Here is a 15,227-nt window from a genome sequence, read left to right as displayed (position 1 = left end):
CATGAACAGGGCGATTAAGGAAGGTGCCTCAACCTACGCCGTTCCGCGCCCGAAAAGAAGTCATCGGCTGCGATTTCAATGCTTAAAGGGTCTTTTTGCTGCGAGCTAGCGGGGCCAGGCCCTATCAGGTGACCGCAGAACACGGTGCTGCTGACAGCCCTCGATCGAGGACCGCGATGGCGCCGATGCGCCTCTTCTTGTCTGGAGCCCAGGGCAGCAGCAGACAAGAAGGCGGCGTTGGATGCGATTAGTGCGAGGCCTTCAGGCCGATGTTGCGGAATTCCGTAACCGGAATACCGAGGCGCTTCAGGTCGGCGGTGCGCGGCGAAGTCCCTGCTTCTGCTGCTGCAGCGCAAGAGCGAGCGGCGCCAAAGACTGCGAAGAAGCTGGTTGCAGCTGTAACGACCGCAGAAACATTGGCAGCGAGCACGAGAGGCATGACCATGATGGAAGCTCCTTTCCGAGCAAATTTCCTGGAAAGAAGTATGGTCTCGCTGCGATGCAAAATGTAGCTACATTACATTTGGGCTGCCATGCAGTTTCAACAGAGGTTGAGGGTTGAAAGGTTTCAGGCGTATCGACTTAAGGTCGTTCGGCCGCGACTTTGGCGATCTTCAGGGGTGGCAGAAATTCCTGCGTCGCGGGGTCGAGGGACTGGAGGAAGGCGACGAGGTTTGATTTCTCCTCGGCGGTCAGGGAGAAACGCTGTATCTCGAAGGACAGGGTCGGGCGTGCCTCCCCGCCTTTCATATAATGTTCGACCAAAGCGTCGAGCGAGGCGACTTGGCCATCATGGCCATAGGGAGCGCGCTGGGCGGCCGACCGTAGGGTCGGGGTCTTGAAGGCGAAATCATCTTCGGCCTTCTTGGTCACATCACCCAGCCCCTTGTCCGGCTTGGCAGCATCTACCTTAAGGCCGATATCATGCATCGCATCCTGGGTGAAGCGCGGGCCGCCATGGCAGGTGGTGCAATTGGCGGTCTCGCCGGTAAAGGTCCGGAAGCCTTTGACCTCGGCATCCGTGAGGGCCAGGGGGTTGCCTGCGATCCAATGGTCGAAGCGGGTCTTGGGGTATTCGATGCTCTTCATGAAGATATCCAGCGCATCGATAACGGCGTCCATATCACCATCGCGACCATAAACCGTGTGGAACAGCGCTTTATAGGCGGGGACATCGTTCAGCTTCGCGACCAGTTCGGGCGGCTTGACGTTCATCGGTCCGGCTTCGCTGATGACCGCCTTCATCAGGACCACGGCGCTCTCGCGATTGGCGCCCCAGCCCCGCTTCTCGTTACTGGTGTGCCCCATGCCCAGGACGGTCTGGGAGGCGCGCGGCATCACCGTATCATTGGCGCGCTTCGGCCGTCCGTTGGTCGACCAGCCCTTGGTCGGCAGATGGCAGGAGGCGCAGCTGATGCTTTCATTGCCGGAGAGGCGAGCGTCGAAAAACAGCTCGTAGCCCAGTTCGACTTTCTTTGAGCGGGCGATATTCTCTGCCGTTGTCGGGGTGGTGGGCAGCCGGTAGCGCTCGGCCTCCTGTGGCGTCGGCAGACCTTGAGCCAGAACGGGCAAGGTCAGGAGAGAAATCGCAAAGCTGGCAATAAAAGGCTGGCGCATCGAAAACCCCTTCGGATGTGGTCCCTGCGGGGCAGGTCCGTTTTTTTGCCAGTTATAAGCAGGCAAAAAGGGGTGCGCATCTTCAGATGGCTTTAGAAAAGCGTCAGATTTTCTCTAGAGATCCAAGCGGAAATTCTGGCCGTAATTTAGGGGCGTTAATATTCAGCCGAGGATGATCTGGTCGGCTTCGGCGATGGCGACGAAACGGCGGATCTGATCGGCGACCTGCTGGGCATGCTGGCGGGCGATCCGGTCGGCCTTGTCGGCATCGCGGGCATTGAGCGCATCGATCAGTTGATCATGCTCATCAACATATTCCTGCGGCAGCCGGTCGCCCAGCGCGCGGTAATAGAGACGCTGCAAGCGGATGCCGTCGTTCAGCAGGCGGGCCATCAGATCCCTGTAATAGCGGTTGCCCGCGATATCGGCGATGGCGAGGTGGAAGTCATGATTGATCGCAATCATGCCGGGGATATCGTCGCTGCGCACCGCTTCGACAAAGCTGTTCTGATGGTCGAGTAGCCCCTGGATCTGGGGGCGGGTTGCCCGCTCCGCCGCCAGCCGCGCGGTGATGCGATGCATGAGGCACAGGGCGTCCAGATGATCCGGCAGCCCCGCGATATCGATCATGGAGACGATGGTGGTGCGGTTCGGCAAGGTCGCCGCCAGACCGTCAGCGACCAGCTTCTGCAAGGCCTCGCGGATAGGGGTGCGCGACAGGCTGAAGCGCGCCGACAGACTGGTCTCGTCCAGCGGTTCCCCAGGAGGTAGCACCATGCTCAGGATATCGGTCTTCAGGCTTTCGTAAACGCGCGACGCTCCCTGGCCACGGGGGGCGGGCGTTTCTTCGATCTCCGGCGTGACGTTTTCCGGCATGGCGGTCTTCTTGGGCAAGCGTCTCTCCTTCGCCTCACTATCTTAGCGAACGAAAATACAATCTGTCGACAAAGTCTCTTGACGGGCGTTTCGACTCGGATCAAGGATTGCGTATACACATTGTCGACAGACCCTCTATCTCTTAGGGAGATGATCATGGCGCTAGATCCGAAGAAGACCTGGAAGGGCGTATTTCCGGCGGTGACGACGCAGTTCCGCGCGGATTTCACCATCGATTACGATGCGACCCGCAAGGTCATCGAAGCGCTGATCCGCGATGGCGTTTCGGGTCTCGTGATCTGCGGCACGGTGGGCGAGAACTGCTCGCTGACCCGCGCCGAAAAGGTCGCGCTGATGGAACTGGCCAAGGATGTGGCGGGTGGCAAGATCCCGGTCATCATCGGTGTCGCCGAATATACGACCGTCTTTGCAAGCGAAGTCGCCAAGGAGGCGCAGCGCGTCGGACTCGATGGCCTGATGCTGATGCCGACCATGGTCTATCCGGCCAAGCCGCGCGAAACGATCGAGCATTTCAAGGGCGTCGCCAAGGCGACCGATCTGCCGATCATGGTCTACAATAATCCGCCCTCCTATCGTATCGACGTGACCCCGGCGATGCTGGCGGCGGTGGCCGATTACGACACCATCGTCGCTTTCAAGGAAAGCTCGGGCGATACGCGCCGCCTCGTCGATCTGCGCAACATGACCGGCGACCGCTTCATTCCCTTCTGCGGCCTGGATGACGTGGTCGTCGAAAGCGTCGCGCTGGGCGCGGTTGGCTGGGTGTCGGGCATGTCGAACGTCTTCCCGCGCGAAGGCGAGACTCTGTTCCGTCTGGCCCGGGATGGCCGTCTGGCCGAAGCGATGCCGATCTATGATTGGTTCATGCCGCTGCTGCATCTCGATGCCCGTCCGGACCTCGTGCAATGCATCAAGCAGTGCGAGTATATTGCCAAGCGCGGCACCTATCTGACCCGCCCGCCGCGTCTGCCGCTCGAAGGGGCGGAACTGGCGGAAATCGAAGCAATCATGGCCAAGGCAATGGCAAACCTTCCGGCACTGCCGGATGTCGGTCTGCCTAAAGCGGCCTAAGGGGAGAGACAGAGCATGCAGGTTGCGGTCATCGGTGGTGGAATCATCGGCGTCGCCGCCGCGCATGCTCTGCTGGATGCCGGACACAGCGTCACGGTGGTGGACCGCGAAGGGTTCGCCGCCGGGACGTCCCAGGGCAATGCCGGGATGATCGCCCATACCGACATCCTGCCGCTGGCATCGGCCAAAGCCTGGGCGAATCTGCCGCGCTGGCTCAGCGATCCGCTGGGGCCGCTGGCGATCCGGCCGTCCTATATTCCGCAGATCGTGCCCTGGATGGCGCGTTTTGCGCTGGCGAGCTTCCCTGCCCGGGTCGAAGCCAGCACCCGTGCGTTGATCGCCTTGCAGGGTAAGGCTCTGTCCGCCTGGGAAGGGCGCCTCGGCGCCCTGCGGCTGGAAGAGAAGCATCTGCGCAAAAAGGGCTATCTGTCGGTCTGGTCCGACGCCGGGTCTTTTGCGAATTACCCCAAGCTTGCCGCCCGTCAGCGGAGCGCGGGCATTAAAGTCGAGATCCTCGACCGCACCGGGGTCAAGGAACTGGAGCCCGCGCTATCTCGGAATATCGTCGGCGGGGCCTATTTCCCGACCGGCGTTTCGATCTCCGATCCGCGCGCGCTGACCAAGGAGCTTGGGGCCGTGCTGCTGGAGCGCGGCGCCAAGCTGATGAAGCTGAGCGTGCAGGCGATATCCTCGGGTCAGGATGCCGTGCGCATCCATGGCGCCGATGGCTCGGCCTTCGAGGTGGACCGTATTGTCGTGGCGACGGGGGCTTGGTCGAAGTCGCTGGCCGGATCCATGGGCGACAAGGTGCCGCTGGATACCGAGCGCGGCTACAACATCACCCTGCCCACGGGGCGCCTGGGGCTGTCGCGCTCCGTCATTTTCGAAGGCCATGGTTTCGTGACCTCCGCTCTCGATATCGGCGACCGGGTCGGCGGGGCGGTGGAGTTCGCGGGGCTGGAAGCCGAGCCGAACTATGCCCGCATCGATGCGATCCTGGGGCGGCTACGCCAGTTTCTGCCCGACCTCGATATCTCGGGCGGGACCCGCTGGATGGGGCATCGCCCGTCGCTGCCGGACAGCCTGCCGGTGATCAGTTCCGCCACCCGCGACCGCCGCGTTGTCTATGCCTTCGGTCATGGTCACTATGGTCTGACCCAGGCGGCCGTTACGGGTCTTTGTGTCGAGGCGCTGGTCTCGGGCTCCAAGGCCCCCATCGATCTGACCCCCTTCTCGGTTGAAAGGTTCTGACGCGTCATGGCCCGCCATAGTTTCTTCTGCATCGACGGTCACACCTGCGGCAATCCGGTCCGCGTGGTTACAGGCGGCAGCGTGCCGGTCCTCAAAGGCGCGACGATGTTCGAACGGCGCCAGCATTTCCTGGCCGAACATGACTGGATCCGCACCTCCCTGATGTTCGAGCCGCGTGGCCACGACATGATGTCGGGCTCGATCCTCTATCCCCCGACTAGGCCGGATTGCGACGTCGGCATCCTGTTTATCGAGACCTCCGGCTGCTTGCCGATGTGCGGCCATGGCACCATCGGCACGGTGACGACGATCATCGAACATGGTCTCGTCACACCCAAGACGCCGGGTGTCCTGATGCTGGATACGCCGGCGGGTCTGGTCGAGGCGCGTTACGTGCAGAACGGCCCTTACGTCGAAAGCGTGCGCCTCACCAACGTCCCCTCCTTCCTGCTCGGCCAGGGGTATGAGGTGGATGTGGACGGGCTTGGCAAGATCAAGGTCGATGTCGCTTTCGGCGGCAATTTCTACGCCATCGTAGAGCCGCAAGAGCTGTATCTCGACCTTGCCGATGTGCAGCCGTCGGACATTCTGCGCTGGAGCCCGCGCCTGCGCACGGCTTTCAACCAGACCCACAAGATCGTGCATCCGACCAACCCGGCGCTCGATAAGCTGACCCATGTGCTCTGGACCGGTGTGCCGCAGACTGGGGCGGGGACGGCGCGCAACGCGGTCTTCTATGGCGATAAGGCCATCGACCGCTCGCCCTGTGGCACCGGTACGTCGGCCCGCATGGCGCAGTTGCATGCCACCGGCCGCCTGAAAGCCGGAGAGGCTTTTGTCCATGAGAGCATCATCGGCTCGACCTTCACCGGCCGGGTCGAAGGCGAAACCACCGTTGGCGATAAAAAGGCGATTATCCCCTCCATCGAAGGCTGGGCGCGGGTGACCGGCTATAACACCATCTTCGTCGACGACCGCGACCCCTTCTGGCAGGGCTTCTCCGTCGTCGATAAGTAGGCGGCCTTAAGCCGTTCCCGCCGCCACTTCCCGCGCGACATCGATGATCAGCGACCGCAGCCAGCGGTGCGCCGGGTCGTGGCGATAGCGGGTGTGCCAGGCCATTTCCACCGGGAAGCCGCCAAGATCGACCGGGGAAGGCAGGACTTTCAGCCGGGGATCGCGGGCAAGGCGGCGGCAGATCAGCTGCGGCAGGGTGCTGCAATAGTCCGTCACCGCGACCATCTCCGGGATCGCCAGGAAATGGGTCACGGAGACGGCAACATCCCGCTTCAGGCCCTGGCGCTCCAATGCCTGGAACAGGCCGACGCGCAGACGGCCGGGGGGCAGCATATTGACGTGCTTCATCCGCTCATACTGCTCGCGGGAAATGCTGTCGCCTACCTCCGGATGGTCGGCCCGCACCACGCAGGCAAGGGTTTCGTCCAGCAGGTGCTGCACCACCAGATTGTCCGGCGGATCGGGGAAGCGCCCCAGCACCATGGCGGTGGAGCCTGACATGACGCCGGTTTCCGCCAGATCGGTGCCGAAGGGAATCAGGCGCAGCTTGATGCCGGGGGCAAGCTCGCGCAGGCGGGTAACGATGGCGGGGATCAGCGCAAATTCGACATAGGAATTCGGCGCGATGGTGATCAGCCGGTCTGCCTTGGCCGGATCGAACTCCTGCTGGCCCAGCACGATCTCGTCGATGGAGGCGAGGGCGGCGGCAATCGCGGGGGCGAGCTCCCGCGCCATTTCCGTCGGCTGCATGCCATAGCGTTCGCGGATGAACAGGGGATCGCGCAGCATCTCGCGCAGGCGGTTCAGCGCGTTGGAGAGGGCGGGCTGCGTGATCCCCAGACGCTCGGCAGCGCGGGTCACGTTGCGCTCCTCCATTAGCACCAGGAAGGTAGGCAGGAGATTCAGGTCGTATTTCATCCAGTCATGATCTTTGATCAATATCTGAAATCAAAGAAATAAATTTCAGGAATACATGTTCGTTGGACCATCATGAGCTCAGCAAACAAGGAGCCAAACGATGTCCAAGATCCTCTTCATCCTCACCAGCCACGACCGCATGCTGAATGGCGAGGCCACCGGCCTCTGGGTCGAAGAACATGCCGTTCCCTACCTCGCTTTCACCGGCGCGGGCCATGATGTCACTGTTTCCTCCATCGCAGGCGGCAAGGTGCCGGTCGATCCCAAGAGCGCGCCGACGTCGGAGCAACTGATCGCCTGGAAGGACGCGATTGCTGAGCTTGCAGATACGCCCGCCTTCGATACGCTGAATGCCGACGGTTTCGACGCGGTCTATATGCCGGGTGGTCATGGCACCGTCTTCGATATGCCTTACAACAAGAAGCTGCACGATCTGCTGTTTGCCTTCGATGCCAGCGGCCGGGTGATCGCCAGCGTCTGCCATGCTCCGGCGGTCTTTGCCGGGATGCGCAAGCCCGATGGTACGCCCTTCATCCAGGGCCGCAGCATCGCCGCCTTCACCGATGCCGAGGAGCGGGCGGTGGGCGGCGTGGAAAAAGTCCCCTTCCTGCTGGAGAGCCGCCTCAAGGAACTTGGCGCCCAGCACCATGGCGCCGCCGACTGGTCGTCCAACGCTATCCAGGATGGCCGCCTCGTAACTGGCCAGAACCCGCAATCGTCCGGCGCTGTCGCCGCGCTGGTTCTCGGCTTACTGTAACCGACCCCCAAAGGAGAATTGATATGGCACTCAAGGATATTCTGCCGGGTAAGCTCGGCTTTGGCGCAGCGCCGCTTGGCAATATGTTCCGCGCCATTCCTGAAGCCGAGGCGCAGGCCACGGTGAATGCCGCCTGGAACGACGGTATCCGCTTCTTCGACAATGCCCCCTTCTATGGCGCGGGTCTGGCGGAGATCCGCATGGGCGACGTGCTGGCAGGGCGGCCGCGTGACGAGTATGTCATCGGCACCAAGGTTGGCCGGGTCATCCTGGACGAGGTCGAAGATGTCAGCGCTCGCGACCTGGGCGAGAAGGGCGATGTCTTCAAGCATGGCCGCCCGAACAAGATCGTGAATGACTATTCGGCCGACGCCACCCTGCGTTCCATCGAGGATAGCCTCAAGCGCCTGAAGACCGATCGCATCGACATCGCCTGGGTCCATGACGTCGCCCAGGATTTCTACGGTGATGAATGGCTCAGCGTCTTCGAACAGGCCCGGACGGGGGCTTTCAAGGTTCTGGACCGGCTGCGCGACGAAGGGGTGATCAAGGCCTGGGGCCTGGGCGTGAACCGGGTCGAGCCCATCGAGCTGCTGCTGGATCTCGAAGGCCCGAAGCCGGATGGCTTTCTGCTGGCGGGCCGCTACACGCTGCTGGACCATGATCGTGCCTTGCAGCGGGTGATGCCGAAGGTGGCCGAGCGTGGTCTCGGGATCGTGGTCGGCGGCCCCTATAGCTCCGGTGCCCTCGTCGGCGGCCCCAACTTCGAATATGCCCCGGCGACTCCTGCGATCCTGGATAAGGTCGCCCGGATCAAGGCGATTGCCGACCGCCATGGCATCAGCATGAAGTCGGCGGGTCTGCAGTTCTCCCTCGCCAACCCGGCAGTGGCCGCCGTCATCCCCGGCGCCAGCCAGCCGAGCCGTATCGCCGAGGATAGCGCCGCCCTGGCAGAGGTGATCCCCGCCGACTTCTGGCGTGAATTGCGCACTGCCGGTCTGGTCAATCCACTGGCGCCGCTCCCGGTCTAAGGGTGGGGCCGACGCCAGTGGGATCGCCTAGTCGAACTTAAGGGTCTGCCCGATCCCCTGCTTGGCGGCTTTTGTCAGAAGAGCATGGCCAAGGGCGATGTCCGAGAGGCTGAGGCCGCGGTGCCAGAAAAGGTTGGTTTCCTCTTCGCTCTCGCGGCCGGGCTTCTTCCCGGCGACGATCTGGCCAAGCTCGGCATGGAGGTTTTCCTCGGTCAGCTTATCCTCGTCCACATGGCGGCGCAGCGCCCCGAATGGCAGGCCCTTGCGGCACTGACCCCAGTCATCGACCACCATCTTGGTCATGATATCGGTCAGCGACATTTCAACCGCGCTCATGGTGCCATAGGGGACGATGAAGGCGCCCTTCTTGATCCATTCGGTTTTCAGCATCGGGGTCGGTTCGGGCAGGCGCGAGGCTTCGACGACGATATCCATCTCGCGCACACAAGACTCCCAATCGTCGGTGACGATGATCTTCTTGCCGAGGTCCTTTTCGAGGGTAGCGGCAAAGCCCTCGCGGCTTTCTTTCCGGCGTGAATGGACCCGGATCTCATCAAGATTGAAGAGATGATCCAGCAGGCGGACGTTCCAATAGGAGGTACCGCGTGCACCGATATGGCCCAGGCGCTTGGAGTTCTTGCGGGCCAGATGTTTGGCGCCCAGGGCGGTCATGGCGCCGGTGCGCATTTCGGTGATGGCGGTGGCGTCGATGATCGCCTTCGGCATGCCGGTTTCAGGGTCGAAGAGATTGAGGATCGCCATCTCCGACGGCAGGCCCTGCTTGTAGTTATCGACGAAGTCGCCGACGACCTTGACGCCCGCCAGACCCAGCGGCTTCACCACCCCGCGCAGCACGTTGAAGTGACCCTTGGTCGAGCTTTCGGGGATGAGATGTACCCGCGGCTCGATCACCGTTTGGCTATTGCCCTGGGCATTAAGACCGGCTTCGACAGCCGCCAGGATCTCGTCATTGGTCAGGCTCAGCGCCTCGACATCCGATCCGTTGAGATAGGTGATGTTGATCCCGGCCACGACGTTCCTCCCGTTAATGGTGCAGACCATCGTGCGCCTCAGTCTTACACTTGTCTATACAAGTATAAGGCGTAAATAGCATATCTATGTATAGACAATTGACAGGCTCTCTGACCCATGGTGCGATGATGCTGTACCGCAACAATGAAATCAGGGGATGGGCTTATGAAAGCGGTTCGTTTGGGAATGGGTTGCGCCGCGGGGATGGCGCTTTTGGCTTCGACCTCGGCCTTTGCGGCTGACAGCGTTGCCATCGGGATCAGCGGTTGGACGGGGTTTGCCCCGCTGACCTTGGCCAAGGAAGCCAAGATCTTCGAAAAGAACGGTCTTGATGTCACGATCAAGAAGATCCCGCAGAAGGATCGTCACCTCGCCATCGCCTCGGGCGATATCCAGTGCGCGGCCACGACGGTCGAAACCTGGATTGCCTGGAATGCGGCCGGGATCGCGACGAAGCAGATCTTCCAGCTCGATAAATCCTATGGCGCCGACGGCATGGTCGTGCGCGGCAATATCGCGTCGATCAAGGATATCAAGGGCAAGACGGTTGCGGCTTCGGCCCCCGGCACCTCGCCGTATTTCGCGCTGGCCTGGATGCTCCACAAGAACGGCCTCAGCGTGAAAGACGTCACGGTCGTCAATATGGAGCCAGGTCCGGCAGCCCAGGCCTTTATCGCGGGTCAGAATGACGCCGCCATGACCTACGAGCCCTATCTTTCCTCGGTGCGTGATGCGCCGCAGTCCGGCAAGATCATCGCCACCACGCTCGATTATCCGATGGTGATGGATACCTTCGGCTGCACGCCGAAGTTTCTGTCCGAAAAGCCCGCTGCGGCCAAGGCGTTTGCCAAGAGCTATTTCGAAGCGGTCGAGATGATCGCCAAGGATCCTGCCAAGTCCTATGAGATCATGGGCGCGGACGTGAAGCAGAGTGGCGAGCAGTTCGGCAATTCGGCCAAATATCTGCGCTGGCAGGATAAGGCCGCGAACAAGACCTTCTTCGCGGGCGAGTTCAAGACATTCAACAAGGAAGCAGCCGACCTGCTGCTCGCGGCCGGGGTGATCAAGGCGATCCCCGATCTCGATGCGCTGGCCGATACCTCCTTCCTCGACTAAGCGTATGACGGGCGGTTCCCGATAAGGGGGCCGCCCTTTTCCTTCGGAGAATAAGCTGATGCTCCGTCCATTGGAGCCGGTTGGCCGGGGCGCGCGCCTCGTCCTCGGCATTTCCTTTTTTGTGATTTTTGTCGCCGCCTGGGCGTTCGCGACCTTTGGCGGTTTTGTATCGAAGACCTTTCTGGCCGATCCCATCACGATGGTGAAGGACGGCTATCTGCTGCTGACCAAATACGGTTTCCTGCATGATATCGGCATGACCGTCTGGCGCGTGGTCGGGGGCTTTGTGCTCGCCGCCTTGATCGCGGTGCCGCTGGGCATCCTGATGGGGGCCTATAAGGCGGTGGAGGCTTTCTTCGAGCCCTTCGTCTCTTTTGCCCGTTATCTTCCGGCCTCCGCCTTTGTGCCGCTGCTGATCCTCTGGGCCGGTATCGGCGAGACGCAGAAGCTGCTGGTCATCTTCATCGGCTCGGTCTTCCAGATCGTGCTGATGGTCGCAGTTGCCGTGGGCCAGACCCGGCGCGATCTGGTGGAGGCGGCCTATACCCTGGGCGCCCAGGATCGCGGCGTGCTGGCCCGGGTGATGATTCCCGCCAATGCGCCTGAGATTGCCGAGATTCTGCGCCTCGTCCTCGGCTGGGCCTGGACCTATGTCATCGTGGCCGAGTTGATCGGGTCTTCCAGCGGCATCGGCCATATGATCGTCGATAGCCAGGCGCTGCTCGCCACCGGTCAGATCATTTTTGGCATTATCATCATCGGCCTGATCGGTCTGGTGTCCGACTTCCTGTTCAAGGCCCTGAACCGCAAGCTGTTCGCCTGGAGGCTGGCATGAGCAAGCTGCAAATTTCCGGCGTCGGGCGGATCTTTCCGGGCGTGCGCGGTGGTGCCTCGGTCACGGCTTTGCAGCCGACCGATCTCACCATTGCCGAGAATGATTTCATCACCATCCTAGGGCCATCTGGGTGCGGGAAATCGACCTTGCTGCGCATCGTCGCCGGCCTGGATCGGCCGACGTCGGGGCAGGTGCTGCTCGATGGTCGCAAGATTGAAGGGCCGGGGCCGGATCGCGGTGTGGTCTTCCAGTCCTATACCCTGTTCCCCTGGTTGACCGTGGCTGACAACATCGCCTTCGGCCTGCGGGAAAAGGGCGTGCCCGATGCCCAGCGCAAAGACATTGTTGCCAGCTATATCGAGAAAGTGGGGCTGCGGGGGTTCGAGAACCATTTCCCCAAGCAGCTTTCAGGCGGCATGCAGCAGCGCACGGCGATCGCCCGCGCGCTGGCCAATGACCCGGAAATCCTGTTGCTCGATGAGCCCTTTGGCGCGCTCGACAACCAGACCCGATCCCTGATGCAGGAATTGCTGTTGGGGATCTGGGAGCGCGAGCGCAAGACGGTGCTGTTCGTGACCCATGATATCGAGGAGGCGATTTTCCTGGCTTCCCGCGTCATCGTCATGTCGGCGCGGCCGGGGCGCATCAAAGCCGACCTGCCCGTGGATCTGCCGCACCCGCGTCACTACACGATGAAAACCAGCGTCGAGTTCTCGGACCTCAAAGCGCGACTGACCGAGGAAATTCGGGCGGAAGCAGTCTTGGCGGCGATGGATCACTAAGACGAAGGGCCACCCCGATTGGAGTGGCCCTTGTCATCCTCGGTCAGAACACGGTCCTGCAGTTTACTCTGTCAGGATCAGGTCGGCCGCCGTCAAAGTGGTGACACCGTCCATGGTGACGGAGAAGCTATAGCCGTCACCCATATTCCCGGTCAGCACGCCGCTCTTGAAGGAAACCTCGCCTGCCTGATCTGCGAGAGCATCGCCGACAAAGGTGAACCATTGGCTACCGGCCATGGTGCGGTTGGCATCAATGGACAGGAGGTCGATCTTATCCCCGGCCTGAAAGTCGCGGATGAAGTTTGCGGACTTGGTCACGCCGATATCGATCCTACCGAAGAAGAAGGTGTCGTTGCCGGTGCCGCCCCACATCTGGGTGCCGGAGTTACCGAAAACGAGGATGTCGTTGCCCGCTTCGCCGTAGAGTTTTTCGCCGGAGAGTGCTGCATTTCCCCCGGCTAAATCAAAGCCATATATGGTGTCGTTACCGTCGCCGCCCCACATTCTATCGACCCCGGTTCCGCCGAACAGGACGTCATCGTCGGCACCGCCGTACAACCTGTCGTCGCCCGCTTGTCCCGAGAGACCGTCAGCGCCGTTACCGCCCGATATGGTTTCGTCTCCGGTGCCACCGCGCAGGGCATCATTGCCATCCCCGCCGTCGATATAATCATTATCGGTGCCGCCGTCGATTGTATCGTTACCGGCAAAACCAAAGAGACTGTCGAGGCCGCTGCCACCCAGCACTGAATCGACGCCGTCGCCGGCATTGACGATATCGTTGCCGATGCCGCCATCGATTGTGTCGTCACCGTTGCCGCCAGAGAGGGTGTCGTTACCGGCCTCACCCATCAGGGCATCGTTTCCGTCCTCGCCATACATCTTGTCGTTGCCGTTACCGCCCACAACGCTGTCGTTTTCGGTGCCGCCTGCGATGTAATTATCGCCCTCGCCACCGCTCAGAACATCCATTCCTGCGTGGCCATAGAGGCTGTCGTTGCCAGCGTCACCAAGGACGGTGTCGGCACCGTTACCGGCGGAGACCTTGTCATTGCCCCAGCCCGCGTTGACGATATCGTCGCCGTCACCCGCATAGATCAGGTCGGCGCCGCCGATGGTCGAGCCTGCAACCGTATCGTCGCCCCAGATCTGATCGTTGCCGACAGCACCTGAGATCAGATCGTCATTCTGGCCGCCGATCAGGGTGTCATTCGCCGCACCGCCAACCGCAACCAGCGTGTCGTTGCCGGTGTCTCCGCGCAGGATCGAGGCGCCCTGGGCGTGCAGATAATCGTTGCCCGTGCTGCCGATCAGCGTGTTGTTGCCGGTCTGGCCATAGAGGCGGTCATCCCCCGCCGCGCCGGTGAGCAGATCGTCGCCATTACCGCCATTGAGGGTGTCGTTGCCGTCTTCGCCATAAAGTTTGTCGTTGCCGTCGTCGCCTTGGAGCGAGTCGTTACCGAGGCCGCCGTAAATGGTGTCGTTATCTGTGCCGCCAGACATCAAATCATTGCCGTCCTCACCGTAGAGGAGGTCATTACCGGTGCCGCCAAAGATGAGGTCGTTGCCCTTGCCGCCGCGCAAAGTGTCGAGACCGGCATCGCCCTCCAGTCTGTCATCGCCGTCGCCGCCGGAGAGCAGGTCATTGCCATCGCCCCCCCCCGCATAATCATTGCCGATGCCGCCGTCCAGAAAATCATCTTCCGAGCCGCCATCCAGCCTGTCATCGTCGGCGCCGCCATAGAGGCTGTCCTCACCGTCGCCGCCGTTGATGAGATCGACCCCAGCCTCGCCAAGCAGGCTATCCTTGCCCATGCCGCCATCGAGTATATCGTCGCCATAACCGCCGAGCAGCGTGTCATTATCGGCATCGCCTTGAATATAATCAGCGCCGCCGCCGCCATTCACCCAATCATTCCCGTCGCCGGCAAGAATAGAATCATTGCCGCCGATTGTGCTCGACACTACGTCGTCACCCAGAATCTTGTCATGGCCGGTCCCGCCGAAGATGAAGTCGTTCCCCAGGCTACCGGTGATGATGTCGTCGCCATCTTCACCCACGATTCGGTCATCGCCGGCATTTCCCCGCAGGACATCGTTTCCGATACCTCCGTTCAGATCGTCGTTTCCGTCGCCGCCATAGAGGAGATCGTTCCCGTCCGCCCCGCCGAGGCTGTCCCGGCCCGCATCACCCCAGAGGGTGTCATTGCCAGTACTCCCGTCTAGATTCTCGTCGCCATCGCCGCCGTAGATGAGGTCATTGCCCGAACTACCAAAGATGGAGTCGTGGCCCGCCTCGCCATACAGCACGTCATCACCGTCCCCGCCGGTGATCGTGTCAAGGCCAGCGCCGCCGTAGATCGTGTCGTTGCCGCTGCCGCCTTCGGCATAATCGTCCCCGGCAGCTAACTGGGCGAAATCATTCCCGTCATACAGATAGGCGCGGTCTTTGCCGATATAGCCTGTGAAGGTGTCGTTGCCGTTCGTCGGGACAGTAGAACTGCCGAAGTTGAAGTAACGTAGGCCGCTGTCATTGGGAGTGCCTGACTCGAACAGTGTCATCCAGCCCATTGCAGGGATCGCCAGGTCGGTCATGGTCACGGCGGCTTTGCCGCCGATCGTCAGGGTGATCGTCGACAGAGTGCCTGCCGTCGGCTCGCCCGCCATATTGTAGGTCATGCCGGTGCCGGTGCCGGTCAGCACGGCCAATCCGCGCTCGGTCATCACCGTGTATTGAACTTTGGTCGCGGTCTGGGAGGTCTGCAGGAGCTCCTCCTGAAAACCGACGGTCTCCAAATCCCAGGTCCCCAAAACGATCTTAGCCATCATGTCTTCCTGTTAAAAAGGTATAACGTGTGCATATTTATTCACGATTCATTAACCCTTGTCATCCATCTAATTGT

The 15,227-nt window shown here is 61.4% G+C and carries 14 protein-coding genes; 8 read left to right on the top strand and 6 right to left on the bottom strand.

Annotated elements, in window-relative coordinates:
* Positions 1–247: 247 nt before the first annotated feature.
* From ACFSM5_RS13160 to ACFSM5_RS13150, 3 genes are all read right to left on the bottom strand, one after another.
* Complete coding sequence (locus ACFSM5_RS13160; RefSeq protein WP_379876889.1) at positions 248–445, bottom strand: hypothetical protein; 198 nt, start codon at positions 443–445, stop codon at positions 248–250.
* Positions 446–582: 137 nt separating this feature from the next.
* A complete protein-coding gene (locus ACFSM5_RS13155; protein ID WP_379876888.1) occupies positions 583–1,617 on the bottom strand; it encodes a cytochrome-c peroxidase in 1,035 nt (344 codons plus the stop codon).
* A 162-nt stretch (positions 1,618–1,779) separates the two neighbouring features.
* Positions 1,780–2,511: a GntR family transcriptional regulator gene (locus ACFSM5_RS13150; RefSeq protein WP_379876887.1), complete on the bottom strand. Its 732-nt coding sequence runs from the start codon at positions 2,509–2,511 to the stop codon at positions 1,780–1,782.
* A 138-nt stretch (positions 2,512–2,649) separates the two neighbouring features.
* Here ACFSM5_RS13150 and ACFSM5_RS13145 point away from each other — a divergent pair, with 138 nt between their 5' ends.
* From ACFSM5_RS13145 to ACFSM5_RS13135, 3 genes are read left to right on the top strand one after another with little or no spacing between them, the layout of a single operon-like run.
* Complete coding sequence (locus ACFSM5_RS13145) at positions 2,650–3,585, top strand: dihydrodipicolinate synthase family protein (protein ID WP_379876886.1); 936 nt, start codon at positions 2,650–2,652, stop codon at positions 3,583–3,585.
* A 15-nt stretch (positions 3,586–3,600) separates the two neighbouring features.
* Complete coding sequence (locus ACFSM5_RS13140) at positions 3,601–4,836, top strand: NAD(P)/FAD-dependent oxidoreductase (RefSeq protein WP_379876885.1); 1,236 nt, start codon at positions 3,601–3,603, stop codon at positions 4,834–4,836.
* 6 nt (positions 4,837–4,842) lie between these two features.
* Complete coding sequence (locus ACFSM5_RS13135; RefSeq protein WP_379876884.1) at positions 4,843–5,853, top strand: 4-hydroxyproline epimerase; 1,011 nt, start codon at positions 4,843–4,845, stop codon at positions 5,851–5,853.
* A 6-nt stretch (positions 5,854–5,859) separates the two neighbouring features.
* Here the strand turns inward: ACFSM5_RS13135 and ACFSM5_RS13130 are convergent, their stop codons facing one another.
* Complete coding sequence (locus ACFSM5_RS13130) at positions 5,860–6,771, bottom strand: LysR family transcriptional regulator (protein ID WP_379876883.1); 912 nt, start codon at positions 6,769–6,771, stop codon at positions 5,860–5,862.
* Between the two features lie 100 nt (positions 6,772–6,871).
* Here ACFSM5_RS13130 and ACFSM5_RS13125 point away from each other — a divergent pair, with 100 nt between their 5' ends.
* Both ACFSM5_RS13125 and ACFSM5_RS13120 read left to right on the top strand, forming a co-directional pair.
* Complete coding sequence (locus ACFSM5_RS13125; protein WP_379876882.1) at positions 6,872–7,528, top strand: type 1 glutamine amidotransferase domain-containing protein; 657 nt, start codon at positions 6,872–6,874, stop codon at positions 7,526–7,528.
* 23 nt (positions 7,529–7,551) lie between these two features.
* A complete protein-coding gene (locus ACFSM5_RS13120) occupies positions 7,552–8,559 on the top strand; it encodes an aldo/keto reductase (RefSeq protein WP_379876881.1) in 1,008 nt (335 codons plus the stop codon).
* Between the two features lie 27 nt (positions 8,560–8,586).
* Here the strand turns inward: ACFSM5_RS13120 and ACFSM5_RS13115 are convergent, their stop codons facing one another.
* A complete protein-coding gene (locus ACFSM5_RS13115; RefSeq protein WP_379876880.1) occupies positions 8,587–9,591 on the bottom strand; it encodes an ornithine cyclodeaminase family protein in 1,005 nt (334 codons plus the stop codon).
* Positions 9,592–9,795: 204 nt separating this feature from the next.
* On the opposite strand from ACFSM5_RS13115, the gene ACFSM5_RS13110 reads away from it, so the two are divergent.
* The 3 genes from ACFSM5_RS13110 to ACFSM5_RS13100 are packed head-to-tail and all read left to right on the top strand — an operon-like array spanning position 9,796 to position 12,324.
* Positions 9,796–10,707, top strand: a complete 912-nt coding sequence (locus tag ACFSM5_RS13110; RefSeq protein ID WP_379876879.1) for an ABC transporter substrate-binding protein — start codon at positions 9,796–9,798, stop codon at positions 10,705–10,707.
* 58 nt (positions 10,708–10,765) lie between these two features.
* Positions 10,766–11,542: an ABC transporter permease gene (locus ACFSM5_RS13105; RefSeq protein WP_379876878.1), complete on the top strand. Its 777-nt coding sequence runs from the start codon at positions 10,766–10,768 to the stop codon at positions 11,540–11,542.
* The gene (locus tag ACFSM5_RS13100; protein ID WP_379876877.1) at positions 11,539–12,324 is read left to right on the top strand and encodes an ABC transporter ATP-binding protein; all 786 of its coding nucleotides are present in this window, start codon (positions 11,539–11,541) and stop codon (positions 12,322–12,324) included. Before ACFSM5_RS13105 ends, ACFSM5_RS13100 begins: the two co-directional genes overlap by 4 nt.
* 63 nt (positions 12,325–12,387) lie before the next feature.
* On the opposite strand, the gene ACFSM5_RS13095 is transcribed toward ACFSM5_RS13100, so the two are convergent.
* Positions 12,388–15,150: a calcium-binding protein gene (locus ACFSM5_RS13095; protein WP_379876876.1), complete on the bottom strand. Its 2,763-nt coding sequence runs from the start codon at positions 15,148–15,150 to the stop codon at positions 12,388–12,390.
* Positions 15,151–15,227 lie beyond the last annotated feature (77 nt).

Source organism: Lacibacterium aquatile (genome assembly GCF_042683105.1).
Taxonomy (GTDB): domain Bacteria; phylum Pseudomonadota; class Alphaproteobacteria; order Elsterales; family Elsteraceae; genus Lacibacterium; species Lacibacterium aquatile.
This window is presented reverse-complemented; position numbering and strand designations above follow the sequence as displayed.